Source organism: Bacteroides thetaiotaomicron VPI-5482 (genome assembly GCF_000011065.1).
Classification (GTDB): domain Bacteria; phylum Bacteroidota; class Bacteroidia; order Bacteroidales; family Bacteroidaceae; genus Bacteroides; species Bacteroides thetaiotaomicron.
Genome location: NC_004663.1, coordinates 4,803,034 through 4,818,038 on the forward strand (window position 1 = coordinate 4,803,034; position 15,005 = coordinate 4,818,038).

General features: G+C 44.9%; 8 protein-coding genes. 1 reads left to right on the forward strand and 7 read right to left on the reverse strand.

Annotation, left to right across the window (positions count from 1 at the left end; translation table 11 throughout):
- Window positions 1–27: 27 nt before the first annotated feature.
- From susF to BT_RS18675, 6 genes are all read right to left on the reverse strand, one after another.
- On the reverse strand, window positions 28–1,485 hold the full coding sequence (gene susF, locus BT_RS18650) for a starch-binding outer membrane protein SusF (protein ID WP_008767007.1): 1,458 nt from the start codon (window positions 1,483–1,485) through the stop codon (window positions 28–30).
- Between the two features lie 25 nt (window positions 1,486–1,510).
- Window positions 1,511–2,674, reverse strand: coding sequence for a starch-binding outer membrane protein SusE (gene susE / locus BT_RS18655; protein WP_008767006.1), 1,164 nt, complete (start codon window positions 2,672–2,674; stop codon window positions 1,511–1,513).
- A gap of 34 nt (window positions 2,675–2,708) precedes the next feature.
- Window positions 2,709–4,364, reverse strand: coding sequence for a starch-binding outer membrane lipoprotein SusD (gene susD, locus BT_RS18660; RefSeq protein WP_008767005.1), 1,656 nt, complete (start codon window positions 4,362–4,364; stop codon window positions 2,709–2,711).
- A gap of 21 nt (window positions 4,365–4,385) precedes the next feature.
- Entirely contained in the window at window positions 4,386–7,397 is a 3,012-nt protein-coding gene (susC, locus tag BT_RS18665) for a starch-utilizationTonB-dependent receptor SusC (RefSeq protein WP_011108938.1), read from the reverse strand.
- Between the two features lie 154 nt (window positions 7,398–7,551).
- Window positions 7,552–9,768 (reverse strand): glycoside hydrolase family 97 protein, encoded by a 2,217-nt coding sequence (locus BT_RS18670; RefSeq protein WP_008767003.1) that lies wholly within the window; start codon window positions 9,766–9,768, stop codon window positions 7,552–7,554.
- Between the two features lie 196 nt (window positions 9,769–9,964).
- Window positions 9,965–11,818, reverse strand: coding sequence for a glycoside hydrolase family 13 protein (locus tag BT_RS18675; RefSeq protein ID WP_008767002.1), 1,854 nt, complete (start codon window positions 11,816–11,818; stop codon window positions 9,965–9,967).
- A 243-nt stretch (window positions 11,819–12,061) separates the two neighbouring features.
- On the opposite strand from BT_RS18675, the gene BT_RS18680 reads away from it, so the two are divergent.
- Window positions 12,062–13,660, forward strand: coding sequence for a DUF6377 domain-containing protein (locus BT_RS18680; RefSeq protein WP_008767001.1), 1,599 nt, complete (start codon window positions 12,062–12,064; stop codon window positions 13,658–13,660).
- 455 nt (window positions 13,661–14,115) lie between these two features.
- Here BT_RS18680 and BT_RS18685 read toward each other — a convergent pair whose 3' ends face one another.
- Window positions 14,116–15,000, reverse strand: a complete 885-nt coding sequence (locus BT_RS18685) for an IS3 family transposase (protein WP_008764101.1) — start codon at window positions 14,998–15,000, stop codon at window positions 14,116–14,118.
- Between the last annotated feature and the right edge of the window lie 5 nt (window positions 15,001–15,005).

Consider the following 15,005-nt stretch of genomic DNA (forward strand, 5'->3'; position numbering starts at 1 on the left):
TCCCTGTTTCCTTGATTTCTTGTAGTATTATTCGATACGGCCTGTTCCGTTGCCGAAGTTCAGATAAACCTTTTGTCCGGTTTTACCTTGTACCGCAGCTTGGTCACCGCCGTTGCCCCGATAAGCTATTTGTCCGTCGAAGATGATAAACTCTGTTTTCCACCAGTCGCCGGCAGAGACAGCTTTCGGATTTACGCAGATTCGTACTGCGCCATCTTTCAGGAATGCCGGAGAAACAAATTCACCATCAGCCGTTCCGGGCACGGTAAATAAGTCCTGTTCTACCAGTTGCGCATCCCAACCGTTGTATGAGGTATCGCCCATCAGATATACATTCGGCTTTTCAAATTCTATCACTTTATCATCACCGATAACGGAGACGTATACTAAGTACCAGCCGGCTATACCGACTTTCAAATTGCCGCCCTCGTCCGATAATCCGGCAAGGTCTTTGGATTCCTGTGAGATAGCATCTACAAAACCGAAGTCATTGCCCCAGTTGGCTTGCGGTGCAAATTTCACCTGATCGTTAGCAGCGAAATAGAAGATTCCCCAGAAAGTTCCTTTCGTTCCGTTGACCGGAACAAGTGCTTTCCAAGCATTCGGATCACCGGCAGGAGTTCCCCAGTTGTATGCGCTGCCAGTCATGTAAAGTTCGGTGGGCGCACTGTTGTCTTTCACTGTAAAACGGTAGTTGAAGGCATCGAACGAGATTTTGATTTTACCGTCCAGTGCTGTATTAATGGCTCCTGCATTCGTCCAGCTAACAAAATTATCACCGGAGTCATCACCATCTACACTACTTCCCAAGGCTTTGGTCCAGTCTATGTCGTTTCCGTTAATAGCTGAAGCCGGGAAAATCTTGAAGTTCGAAGTACTTTCTATTTCTGCTTCCAGTATATACAGGTTTTCATCGAGAGCGTCCTTCTTCATCTGTTGGGCACTGTTACCGTCCCAGCCTGTGAAATCACCGACTATATAATAGCCGTCGGGATCAACAGCCGGAGTTGTGGCAGGCTGCAAGGTGATGCTTACTTCATTTCCCACCAGTTGAATACCTTCACCGGAAGGAGTTACGGCAGAAGCATTGATAGAGATTTTCAATTCACGTACCACGCTTGCACGGCTTTTGTAGGCTTCCTGCGTCACACTGTCCAGTTGTGCCAAGGCTACTTTAAAGACATGGTCTTCCGTCATGGAAAATGGAATGGTGTGATTCTCATTCAGTGTCAAAGAGTTGACAGCGATCTTACTGCCTTCTTCGGCTGTGGTCGAGCTTAACTTTGCGATTTCTACGGAATCGGCTGTGGCCGCGTCCATGACGATGCTGGCGTCCTTGCCTGCTGTGAAAGTTGCAGTCAACTGTCCCGCCGACTCTTCCTGGGGATTGGACTGGGGATCAGCCCAGTCCTTGAAATCTTCATTACAGGCAGAAAATCCGATTGCTGCCAGAAACATCCCTGTGTATATTAAATGTTTTTTCATGATGAATCGTTCTTTTTAAAGTTAATTACTTCTTTTCTCCTGTACCTGCCGTGAAGTTCAGATGGATCACATTGCCGGCTGAACCCTGTATGGAATAACCGTCTCCCTTTTCTGTCCAACTGTCAATAAGGTTGAAATCACGATAGAAGATTTCACCGTCATGGAGTGTAAACTCAGTTCTCCACCAGTCGAGGTCTGTCTTGAAGCACATACGGACTTCTCCGCTTGCAGTCATGGCAGGAGATACGAAGTTACCGTCTTTGGTGGCGGGAACCGTAAACTTCCATTCGTCGTTGAATGCCCATGAACCGCCGGTTGTGTTACCGAACAAATACACTTCAGCTGGGTAGAAAGTAATGGTAAACTGATAATCATCCCCTTTGACAGCCGCTTTGACGTAGAAGAGATACCATCCGGCGTTTTCTACGACGAAGTTGTCACTGCCGCTGACTCCTGCTCCGGCTTTGTCGGTAACCGTCACGCGGTTGTCGTTAATACCGATATACTCGTTTTCCTTTGTTCCGAACTTGAACTCGGAGTTGGCATCGAAGTAAATCATTGAATAGAACTGACCGTCCATACCGTAGACACCTGCCATCGGTTTCCATACTTTCCAGTCGGTATCCAGCATAGAACCTACAATGAACATTGTCTTGGGAGGTGTCAATGAGCTGGTGCTCTTGGAAATCAGAACGTTGGGTAACTCAATCACATTGGAAAAACATACTCCTTTTCCACTGCTTGTGATGTTGGCCTTCAGGCGGATATATACAGCTACCGGTTCGGTAGGGAGTTCTGCCTGCTCTCCGTTCACGGCCGTCCACAAGTCGAGAAGCGCATTGTTGAGTTCGGAAGCATCCACATTGATCTTTGCTGTCGGGGAGGTGCTTTCCAACACTGTATAGTTGGCTTTGCTCTCATCTGTCGCTTCTATGAAATCCTGTTCAAATGAGGCTTGTACCGTGTAGGTGGTAGCTGCCGGAAAACCGTAGTCCGGTTGCGAACAAGTGAGTTCTACAGTTTGGGCATTCTTCAGGTCATATACATTGTTGGCTGCATACGCGGGCGTATTGAGCGTGAATGTATCGGGTTCGTTCAGGATCGGATTGCTGTCATTGTCTGTTTCGCAGGCCGTAAATAGAGGCAGTGCGAAGGTGACAGCGAGTAATATGTTGGATATTTTTTTCATAATGGCATTCTTTTATATAAGGATGAACTCTTGGTTATTTATAGCCTTCATTTTGTGACATATTCCTGTTATTGTTTATATCCGATACAGGGATAGGATATTTGTTGTAGTATGAAGCGACAGATGTTCCGTTCATTGCTCCACCTTTCCAGTCCCAAAGATATTTATTGGTTGTGAACATACCGAAACGAACCAAGTCTGAACGACGGCGACCTTCCAGATAGAATTCACGTGCCCATTCGTCGATAAGTTCCTGTTCGGTTACGGTCTGTACCTTTCTTGTACAGTTGGCGCGTTTGCGAAGTTCATTGATGTCTCCTGTGGCGTCTCCTCCCTGACGGAAAATGGCTTCCGCACGTGTCAGGTATGCTTCTGCCAAACGGAACAAAGGAATATCTGTGTCAGGATAAGTAGCATGGCTGACGGGTTTTCCGTCAGAGCGGTAATTCTGCCATTTTACAATCGACAAGCCATCGGTGAATCCGCTGATCGCATCTGTCTGAATTTTGCGTCTGCCGCCTCCTACACCAGAGTATAGCAAGGCACGGTCGTCACCGGCAGCTTTGATCATGTCTTCTGTTCTGATGCCGTGTTCTGCATCGAAAGCATCGATCTGCTCATCTGTATCTAAGCCTTTGGTCGGAATTTCAACATCGGCGGGCAGCATCGGCACATCTTCGAGATTGGAGAAGAACTTTTGTACCATTGCTGCACGGGCAAAGATACAGGACCAACCGTTCGTTGTTCCCATACGGGGCATACCGGCTACACGAGTACCACAAACCAGATAAGTTGAACCGCCATAGTTACGTGTCTTCACTCCATCCTGACGGATAGGCAGAATGATTTCCTGCATGGCATTTTCATTCTCGTCGTTATCGGCCATAAACAGTTCGCTGTAATTTGTACATAGCTTATATGCTGAGCCAATCACTTTGCTGGCATATTCTTCCGCTTTTGCATAATCGGTTTGTCCGGTGTATACGCCTGCGTTCAGGTACAAACGTGCGCGGAGCAACCAGTTGGCGGCTTTGTCTGCACGTCCGAAGGGAGCCTGGCGAGGCTCATACATATCAGCTTCAATTTCGTTCAGTTCATTCTGAATGTAGGTATAGAGTTCCGTCCCCTTCTTCTCGACAGGCAAGTCATTGCTAAAGTGTTCCTTAAACGGAGCTTTACCGAACAAGTCGAGGAAGTACCAATAATGGAGGGCACGCAGGAAACGTATTTCCGCACGTTGGCGCAGTGTTTCTGCATCTGTCATGCCTTCGGTCTGGTCGAGGAAGAAGTTATATTGTGTGATGTCATATCCCAAACGGACGTAAACCCACTCTGTGCGCTGGCTGGAAGGACTCCAGCTAATGCTTGTAAGCTGGGGGATGTCCTGATTCTCCTGCCATGCCCAAAGACATTCGTCGGTAGGCAGTTCGTTGCAGTTGAAAGTGGTACGATAGAAACCGGATTCGCCTTCGTCCTGTCCGTCGAGGTCAGGAGAGCCGTCGATACCCTTTTGTCCGGTTACACCCAACATGGCATATCCTTTCACAAATACTCCCTGCTGGTCGAAACTACCTCCTGTCTGAGGGTCGATGGGACTAATATCCAGATCGTTGATACATGAAGTTACTCCCGAAGAGAGAACTGCGATCAGTGCGGCTGAAAATAGCTGTTTGATATATTTTGTTTTCATGATAAATTGATTTAATGAATGTTAGAATTGCAGACTTAAACCTAATAAGAAAGTCATAGCTCTGGGATATGGATTGGCGTCGATACCGCTTTTTACTTCCGGATCAAGGCCTTTGTATTTACTGATAATGAACGGATTCTGTACTGTAGCATATACACGCCCGCCAACACCTTTGTAGGTTTGAGTCTTCCACAGATTCTGGAAAGAATAACCTAACGTGATGTTATCACAACGTAAGAATGATGCGTTATGTATAAAATAGTCGCTCATGTAATCACCTTGTCCGCTGAGACCGAGTGCGACGGCTTCGGCACTGGTGTTGCTATATGCATTATTGGAGAACAGTCCCGAAGTGCTGACGTTGGCTTTGTTGCTCAGGAAGTCATAGTACACGTAGTTATTCAGACTGGCACGTAAGGAGAAGCTGAAGTCAAAGTTCTTATACTGCATTTTGGAGGTCAGTCCCATCAAAACATCGCCTGCCGGTTTTTTGTAGATATATTTGTCTCCGCTGTCTATTGTTCCGTTTCCGTTACGGTCAACAAACATATTTTCAATAGGTTTGCCATTTTCGTCGTATACCTGCTGGTAAACGTAGAAAGAGTTGGCTGCGTAACCTACTTTATGCGCCTGTACCTTGGTATTGTTACCTCTGGAAATCTTATCGCCTGCTTCTACGTAATAATCGCTGTCGTCGCCACCTGTCAACTTGGTGATTTCATTGTGGTTCCATGTAATGTTATAGCTGAGGTCCCAGGTGAAGTCCTTAGTCACAATTGGTTTGGCGTTGATGGAAAATTCCATACCGTAGTTTTCCAGTGAACCGATATTCTGTGTCATCTGGGCATTGAAGTTAGTTCCTACGGGGATCTTAACGCTGTTCAGCAGGTCATCCGTTTTACGGAAGTATCCGTCGATACCGCCTGTGATTCTTCCATTCAGGAATCCGAAGTCCAGTCCGGCATTCCATGTGGTCGTTTTTTCCCATTTCAGATTTTCATTGAAAGCCTTCGGGCGGGAAGTAGAGTAATAGGTATCGCCAAAAGGATACTGGGCATACTCGTTATTGACTACATACAGAGGAAGATAAGCAAAATCATCACCTATGTTTTGCTGACCGGTAATACCCCAGCCTAAACGCAATTTCAGATCAGACAGGACATTTACATCTTTCAGGAAGTTTTCTTCTTTAATCTTCCATCCCAGTGCCAATGACGGGAATGTACCCCAGCGGTTGTCTTTGGAGAAACGTGACGAGCCATCCCAACGCATGGTAAAGGTAAACAAGTAACGGTTCAGCAGGGAGTAATTCAGACGGCCGAAGTAAGAGACCAGTGTATTTCTGGTTGCATAAGCTGTCTGTTCGCGCAATTTGGCGTCATGGGGTTCTTGCGTATAGGAATCCCAGCCCTGGCCTTCTTCAAATCCGTTGCGATGGAAGTGTTGTTCTTCACCACCGACCATGATGTCAAAGTCGTTTGCACCCAAAGACTTGATATACTGTACGTATATGTTGTACGAAAGGTTGTATTTATATTGGGTAACGTCGCCATTCCAACCATAGTAATTATTGCCGAATGAGTATGGAGAAACAATCGTAGTCTGTGTACCTTCCGCATATTCGCCACCTATGCTTGCGTGCAGACGGAGGTCAGGCAGGAAATGGAATTTATAGTCAACGTCTACATTTCCAACAAAGTCGTTGCTGTTCGCCTTGTCATTTTTGAGTTCCAGTGCAGCCAGCGGATTTTGGGGAGAGTTCGGATTGGACGTGTATTTCCAGTCCGGATTGCTGAAACCTGTGGTAGAATTTATATTCTGCCAGTAGCCGCCTGTAAACTGGTAAGGGTCTTCGTTAGAATAAACCGGACGGGTAGGGTCGATAGCCAATGCCCCGCCAATAGCGGCACCTGTGTCGGCATAGCGGTTTTTACCGTTCATGAATTTGGCATTAATGTTGAACTTCAGATGATCTTCAAAGAAGGAAGGAGCCAGGTTCACGGAAGCAGTGAAGCGTCGGAAGTTGGATGTTTTCACAATACCATTGTCGTCTGTATAACCTAAAGATACACGGTAAGGCAGGTTCTTGAATCCTCCGTTGATAGAAACATGATGGTCGGTGCTGACAGCAGTACGGAATATCTGATCCTGCCAGTCTGTATTGGCGGTTCCTAAATCTGCCGGTAATTTGTCACCCCATAACTGATTGGCGTAAGCGCGATATTCATCTCCGCTCAATACATCATAGCGCTTTTGAGTTTTGGAGAAGGATACAGAACCGTTATAGCTTACGCTGGGAGCTTGTCCGTTCTTTCCTTTCTTGGTGGTGATAATAATAACACCGTTGGATGCACGCGAACCGTAAATGGCAGTTGCAGAGGCATCTTTCAGTACAGTAAGGGTTTCGATATCCGCAGGGTTGACCATTGACAAACCGTTTGCCATCCCTTTGATACCTTCATTGTCAATAGCCAGACCGTCAATAACGATCAGCGGGTCATTGCTTGCATTCAATGAAGAACCGCCACGAATACGGATTTGAGCGCCACCACCCGGTGTACCGTCATTGGAGATCACGCTGACACCGGCTATTTTACCGGATAACATATCCTGAGCATTCGTCGTAATACCTTTACTTAGTTCATCGGGCTTGATAGCCATTACCGAACCGGTCATATCGTTCTTTTTCACCTGACCGTAACCGATGACTACTACTTCGTCCAGTATTTCCGTATCGTCTTTCAGTATTACATTCATTTGTGCGGCGACGGGAAGTTCCTGTGGCTGGTATCCGATGAATGAAACAACAATTATGTCACCTTGCTTGGCAGACAACTGGAAGTTGCCGTCGAAATCGGTAATCGTTCCGGTGGTAGTGCCTTTCACCACAACATTGGCACCGATAACCGGTTCACCCGTTGTGTCTTTCACTATTCCTTTGACAGTAATTTGCTGAGCAAATGCGTCAATGGACAAGAATATTCCAGCTATAAGCATAAGCAGGACCTTGAACATAAAGTTTCCTTTTTTCATGTTTTTGTCTTTAAAGTTAATTGTAATTTCTCTTATCATTCTCTCTTAAAAATACCTATTGAAAACCTTCTCTTCGTCATTGTTCTTAGTGCTCGAAAACACTCTCTTTTTTACCAAAATGTATATTCTCTATCTTTGTTATTTCTTTTCCTTATTATAATCTTTTCAAACCTTTAGCTTCTGATTTGTCTTTTACCTCTTTGATGCTGATAGCATATCCGCCTCCGTTAGCTGCGTGCAGGTTCAGCTTGCTCTTATTCGTCAGAATACCTTTCTTGATGGTATAAGCCTGCGGGTTCTCTTTCCAGTCGGCATCTTTGGCATCCGCGTAGACGGTAGCGATGTATTGTTTGCCCGGAGTCAGGAAGTCGAATACGAGTTTGGAGGTATGACCGTTTTCACCGGCTGTGCAGCCTACGTACCAGTCGTCCGTATCTTTTGCCTTACGGGCAATTGTGATGTATTCTCCCGGTTCTGCTTCCAGATAGTTCGTTTCGTCCCAGTCGAGAGCTACGTCTTTGATGAACTGGAAAGCGTCCATAAAACGTTCGTAGTTTTCCGGAATGTCGGCAGCCATCTGCAAAGGACTGTACATGGTAACGTATAGTGCCAACTGGCGTGCAATGGTAGAACGTACCTGAGAATTATTTGCCGGATTCATCTTGTTGCAATGCGTTTCGAAGATGCCGGGAGTGTAATCCATCGGACCGCCAACCAGGCGTGTGAAAGGCAGAATCGTTGTATGATATACTTTGTTGCCTCCGAATGATTCATATTCTGTACCGCGGGCGGATTCATTACCGATCAGATTCGGATATGTACGGCAGATACCGGTAGGGCGGGTTGCTTCGTGTGCATTCACCATGATTTTGTAATCGGCGGCTTTCTTCACTGCATACAGGTAGTGATTGTTCATCCATTGTCCGTAGTGATGTTCGCCGCGGGGGATGATGTTGCCTACATAACCGCTCTTTACGGAGTTGTATCCATTGTCTGCCATAAACTGGTAGGCTTTGTCCATGTGGCGTTCGTAGTTGCGTACAGAAGCGGAAGTTTCGTGATGCATCATCATTTTGATTCCTTTCCTGGCTGCATAGCGGTGGATTTCCTTCACATCGAAGTCGGGATAAGGAGTCACGAAATCAAACACATAGTCTTTGCTGTTGCCGAACCAGTCTTCCCAGCCTTCGTTCCAGCCTTCAACCAGTACTGCATCGAATCCGTGAGCGGCTGCAAAGTCAATGTAACGTTTCACGTTGGCTGTGTTGGCAGAATGTTTGCCGTTCGGTTTTGTTTTGGAGTAATCCGTTTCACCGAGTTTTACGCTGGTCAGTTCGTCGGTGTAAGCCCATGAGCCTTTTCCGGTGATCATGTCCCACCATACGCCGATATATTTCACGGGTTTTACCCAAGAAGCGGCATCCGCTATCTTGCATGGTTCGTTCAGGTTGAGAGTGATACGTGAAGCGAGGATATTGCGGGCGTCATCGCTCACGATAATCGTACGCCAAGGTGTGTTGCAGGGAGTCTGCATATACCCTTTGTCTCCTTTGGCATCCGGTGTCAACCAGGATTCGAATACCATATTCTTGTCGTCCAGATTGAGGTGCATACATGAGTAATCAACCAAAGCGGCTTCATGAAGATTGATGTATAAGCCATCATCCGTTTTCATCATCAGTGCAGTTTGTACGCCTGTCTGTGAGAAAGGAGTCTGAGAAGAGTTCGGAGTGATCGCTTCTTTCATCAGCCCTCTGATTTCTGATAAGCGGGAAATGGTGTAGTCATATTCCTGCGTATCATAGTCACCCGGTATCCAGAAAGCGATATGATCGCCGTTCATGCCAAACTGAGAATGCTCTTCCTTGATCACGAAGTAATTGAGTGACTTCTGCTGAGGAAATTCATAACGGAATCCCAGACCGTCATTGAACAGACGGAAACGGATAACGATAGAACGGTCATTCATGGGTTGATACAGGGTGACTGCCAGTTCGTTATAATGATTGCGGATTTCTTTTTCTTCTCCCCAAACCGGTTGCCAGGTTTCATCAAAAGTAGCCGTTTGGGTATCCTTTACTTCGAAGCCGTCGTACAGGTTGGTCTTTGAGTCAAGTTTTGTCAGGTCTCTGCGGTCCACCCAGTCGAAGTCGGTTCTGGTATTATCTTCTTTCTTCAGTTCCAGTCCGAGAGTGCTGGGTTTGATTACCACTTTGTTCTTATACGTCAGTTCATACGTTGGGGCACCTTTTGAGTCTACTTGGAAGGTCATTACCAGATTGTTGTCCGGTGAGGTTAATTTCTGTTGGGCATTCGCAATGAATGAGATGCAAAGGAATGCGATGAGCGATAAAATCTTTCTCTTTTTCATTCTATTTATGGTATTAAATTATAAGCTAACTAATATTTTTACTCCGCTCTGTTCCGGATATTGCAAATATAGCAACCATCTTGAGACTTTGGGTTGTCTAGAATAAAAATACAAGTTTGTATTAATGTTAATGTTTTGTTTTACAGTAGTTTATTTCTTTTCTGTATTCTGATAAATATAAGTTGAAGTGAACTTATTAAAAGGATAAAAGGTATATTTCACGACTTGGAAGTGTTAATTCATTTCTTAATTCAACCTTTTTCTCTGTCAATAAATCGAAAGCAGATGAGGCAGGAAGTATTTCTTGGTAAGGAACCAGGTCAATGGTCTGTTCCCGGTCGTTTCCATTCAGGAAAACAACGACTGATTTATCACCGTATTTGCGTTCGTAAACGTAGACACCTTTATTCGGTGCGAAATGTTTGAGCTGACCTTTGGCAATGACTTCGTTTCCTTTTCTCCATTGGAGCAGTTTTTGCATAAAGGAGAATGCTTCATTTTGCTGTGGAGTGCGGTTGGCTGCGTCAAAGCAGTTTTTTGTATCGTTCGGCCAGCCTCCGGGGAAGTCGCAGCGGAGCAGGCCGTCTCCATTCGCCTTGTCGGCTGCCATCAGGATTTCAGTTCCATAATATATCTGCGGTATTCCGCGGGTTGTCAGTAAGAACGTCAGGGCTTGCTTGTATCGGTCCAGATTCTTTGTATCTGCTTCCGAACGGTAGAAGCGGGAAGTATCGTGATTGTCGAGGAAGGTCAGCAGGCTCATTGGATGGCTGTAGACGATGTCCTGTGATAGATATTCGTAGAGTCTGAAAAGTCCTCCGTTCCATTCGGTAGTCTCTTCGTCGAAAGCCTTGTTCATCTCTTCCATTAGCGGGAAGTCCATGACAGTCGGGAGATTGCTGTTCTTCGGATAAGCGAGTCTGCTGTCTTTCTGCCAGTAGGAGATGAGTACATTGTTGCCCAGCCATGTTTCACCTACAATGTTGAACTTGGGATATTCTTCATTGACCGCTTTGCACCAGCGTGCCATCATATCGAAGTCGGCATAAGGGTGTGTATCCTGACGGATGCCGTTGATACCGGCGTATTCAATCCACCAGATACTGCTCTGTATCAGATAAGTAGCTACATGACGGTTTCTTTGGTTGAAGTCCGGCATGGTCAGTGTGAACCAACCGTCGATAGCGATTTTCTTTTCGTAATCGGAAGCATACGGGTCCATTTGAGTGGCAGTCTTGAAGCTGGTCTGCACGTAGTTGCCTTCAAAGTTAAACCAGTCTTTGGAGGGCATATCTTTAAACAGATAGTTGTCCGAACCGCAATGGTTGAAGATCATGTCCATTACGACTTTCAGCCCTTTGGCATTAGCTTCCTGAGTAAGTTTGCGGAACTCTTCGTTACTGCCGAAGCGGCGGTCTACCTGATAATAATCGGTAATGGCATAACCGTGATACGATCCTTCTTTCATGTCATTTTCCTGAATCGGGTTGAGCCATATACTGGTGACTCCGAGGTCTGCTATGTAATCCAGATGATTCTCTATTCCTTTCAAATCACCGCCATGACGTGCGAAAGGCTCATTACGGTCTACATTTCCTTCCAGCATTCCGGGAATGATGTCGTTGGAGGGGTTGCCATTGGCAAAACGGTCCGGCATAATAAGATAAAGCACGTCGCTCGAATCAAAACCTTCTACTGCCGAAGCATTCGGCCGGCGCTGTTTAAGCTCGTAAGGGATTTTTGTCTGCTTTTTGCCTTGTTTCAGGATGATGTCAAAGTTCTGTGGAGCAGCCTTCGAAAGGTCTAAATACAGAACCAGATAATTAGGATTCTCCTGCTTCACCACTTCTTGCAGCGTGATATTATCGGCAGAAAGACTGACGTCTGCGGATGATATGCGGTCACCATATAATAGTATCTGCAATTCGGGATTCTTCATTCCTGCCCACCAAAAGGTCGGGGCTACTTTCTTTATAGTGCTTGTTGCGAATACCTGGTGAAGACCGGGTAATAATAATAGTAAGATAATGAATAATAAATTCCTTTTCATGGTAACTAGATTTTTAAAATTTGTTCGGGGGAACCGATGATGCAAATGTAGGTGAATCGGGTATGCCGTATGGCAGTTAGAAAGAAAATATAAATGCTTGTTTTGAATAGGCTGTTGATAATAAGCTTTTTATCGTTATTGCCTCTGTCGAAAAATACAAGTGAAAATGAAAATTGTTATGGCGATATTTTTCGTTTTTATTACTATAATCATTATATTTGTCACATCTTAAAAAAGCACCTTATGAGAAATCTAACCTATTATCTTTTGTTTCTTCTTTTTGTTTATCCTCTTTCCTTGTCCGCAAAGCATACGGATATAAATAAGGCGGCCCTTAAAAAACTGGATGACATTATAAGTAAGAAGGAAACTTATCAGATACGGAGAGAAAAAGACATTACTGATTTAAAAGTACAACTTGCCCATTCCACCGATCCTGCCCGGAATTATGAGTTGTATGCCTCCCTCTTTGGGGCTTACCTTCATTATCAGGCAGATTCGGCGCTTCATTATATTAACCGTCAGATGGAGATATTGCCCCAATTAAATCGTCCGGACCTGGAATATGAGATTGTCATTAACCGTGCTACGGTAATGGGTGTAATGGGCATGTACATCGAAGCTATGGAACAATTGGAGAAGATTGATCCTAAAAAACTGAATGAATGGACTTTGCTTTCTTATTACCAGACCTATCGCGCCTGCTACGGCTGGCTCGCTGATTATACGACAAACAAAACCGAAAAAGAAAAATACCTGAAAAAGACCGATTTGTACAGAGATTCCATTATCGCCGCCATGCCTCCGGAAGAAAATAAAACGATTGTTATGGCGGAACGATGTATCGTGACCGGAAAGGCCGATACGGCTATCGGCATGCTGAACGATGCACTGAAAGATATGGAAGACGAACGTCAGAAAGTATATATCTATTATACCCTTTCCGAAGCATATAGCATGAAGAAAGACGTTGAGAAAGAAGTTTATTATCTGATACTGACTGCTATTGCAGACTTGGAATCTTCCGTCAGGGAGTATGCTTCCTTGCAGAAACTCGCGCATCTGATGTATGAACTAGGGGATATTGACCGTGCTTACAAATATCTGAGTTGTTCGATGGAAGATGCTGTAGCATGTAATGCCCGTTTGCGATTTATGGAAGTGACGGAGTTTTTCCCGATTATTGATAAGGCTTATAAACTGAAAGAAGAGAGAGAACGGGCCGTTTCCCGTGCCATGTTGATTAGTGTCAGTCTGTTGTCGCTGTTTCTCCTCATTGCTATTTTCTATCTGTATCGTTGGATGAAGAAAATATCCGTCATGCGTAGGAATCTAAGTTTGGCCAACAAACAAATGTCTGCGGTCAACAAAGAATTGGAACAGACCGGAAAGATAAAGGAAGTATATATTGCCCGTTATTTGGACAGATGCGTCAATTATCTAGATAAACTGGAAACTTATCGCCGCTCTCTGGCCAAACTTGCTATGTCGTCACGTATCGATGACTTGTTTAAAGCAATCAAGTCCGAACAGTTTATCCGGGACGAGCGGAATGAATTTTATAACGAATTTGATAAGTCATTCCTTAAACTGTTCCCACACTTTATTACTTCTTTCAATAATCTGCTGGTAGAAGAAGCAAGAGTTTATCCAAAATCAGACGAACTGCTGACAACCGAACTCCGGATCTTTGCCCTTATTCGTTTAGGAGTAGTGGATAGTAACAAGATTGCTCATTTTCTGGGTTATTCTTTGGCAACTATCTATAATTACCGGAGCAGAATGCGCAATAAAGCTGCCGGAGATAAAGATCGGTTCGAACAGGATGTAATGAATTTGTAAGTACACTCTAGTCTCTCTTCATGTCTCCAATAGACATAGGTATGATATGACTAATTGATTGTATATGAATGGCTTAGAGTTTCCATGAATTTCCTGCTTTGGAAACTGTCGTTTCCCGGTGTGGGAACGATCGTTTCCTTTAAAGGTAACTCTCGTTTCTCGGTGAGGGAACGCCCGTTTCCTAACGGGATGATGTGTACTGGTTTTAGTTGACAACTTCGTTTGTTATAACTGAATTAGTTTACTCAATATACTTTAATATCTAAATAGGTTTACTTTTGTTATTCTTATTCCTATGTTAGTTGTCTTTTGTTGGTGCTTGCAAATTTATGCATCTTCCTTTATTTACGCAAGCCTTCTTCAGGAAAATGTAATGTTGCCAACAACCAAAAACTCTTCGGTCGGGGATCGCCCTAGCGGCAAGGGGCGGGACCACCCGTCCCGACGAGCGGGTATTATGCTGTTAATCCTCCCGTTTCGCTGACCACTTCCATAGGTGTCCTCATGTTTATCCCTTGATGAGGCCGCACATGATTATATACATATACAGCATCTTCAATGCGCTTGCTTACTTGCTCGAAGCTCTCATCATCACAGTCGAATAGCCAACCGTTTTTAATGGTGTTGTTCATTCTTTCAGCCAATGCATTATGTAAAGGATCACCACACTGCGTCATACTGATGTTGATTTGATGCTCTTTAAGCCTCTCTACATATTTATTTGAGCAATATTGGACACCCCGGTCGGAATGATGAATAAGAGTGCTCATGTCTATGTGATACTTCTCATAGAATGATATTGCCATCTCCAAAGCTTTCAAGGGCCCCTCCGTCTCAAGAGTTTTGTAAAGCGCATATCCCACGATGGCACGACTTGACGCATCGGTAAGCAACGAGAGGTAAGCCCAGCCCTGACCGGTGTTTACGTAGGTTATATCCGCCACTACCATAGCGCCCAATCTTGTAGCGACAAATTTGGGTGCAACATTCAACAGATCGGGGTAGATATAGTAATTATGGTTCGAATTCGTTGTTTTAGGACGCTTGCGACTTGTACGTTGACACAAACCATTGGAGCGAAAAATGTCATAACAACGATCACGACCGATAACCATCTTTGGTCCAAACTTACTCACGCAGCAGGCGTATAACTCGCGCATACCAGCTTTGGGCATGAGTTCCAACAGTTCTTTGCAGTACAACACGATGCTTGTGGTAAGGATATCAACCTCCAAATGTCGGTTCACATGCTTGTAATAACCTTGTCGGGTTATGCCGAAGTAATCACAGAGGAACTTTATACAACCACGTTTGCGTCGGGATGAGTACCTCTGTGACAAGGTGT

Bases quoted from the DNA above. Each gene is read 5' to 3' on its own strand.
- BT_RS18680 (WP_008767001.1), top strand. From the start codon at position 12,062: ATGAGAAATCTAACCTATTATCTTTTGTTTCTTCTTTTTGTTTATCCT.
- susD (WP_008767005.1), bottom strand. From the start codon at position 4,364: ATGAAAACAAAATATATCAAACAGCTATTTTCAGCCGCACTGATCGCA.
- susE (WP_008767006.1), bottom strand. From the start codon at position 2,674: ATGAAAAAAATATCCAACATATTACTCGCTGTCACCTTCGCACTGCCT.
- BT_RS18675 (WP_008767002.1), bottom strand. From the start codon at position 11,818: ATGAAAAGGAATTTATTATTCATTATCTTACTATTATTATTACCCGGT.
- susF (WP_008767007.1), bottom strand. From the start codon at position 1,485: ATGAAAAAACATTTAATATACACAGGGATGTTTCTGGCAGCAATCGGA.
- BT_RS18670 (WP_008767003.1), bottom strand. From the start codon at position 9,768: ATGAAAAAGAGAAAGATTTTATCGCTCATCGCATTCCTTTGCATCTCA.
- susC (WP_011108938.1), bottom strand. From the start codon at position 7,397: ATGAAAAAAGGAAACTTTATGTTCAAGGTCCTGCTTATGCTTATAGCT.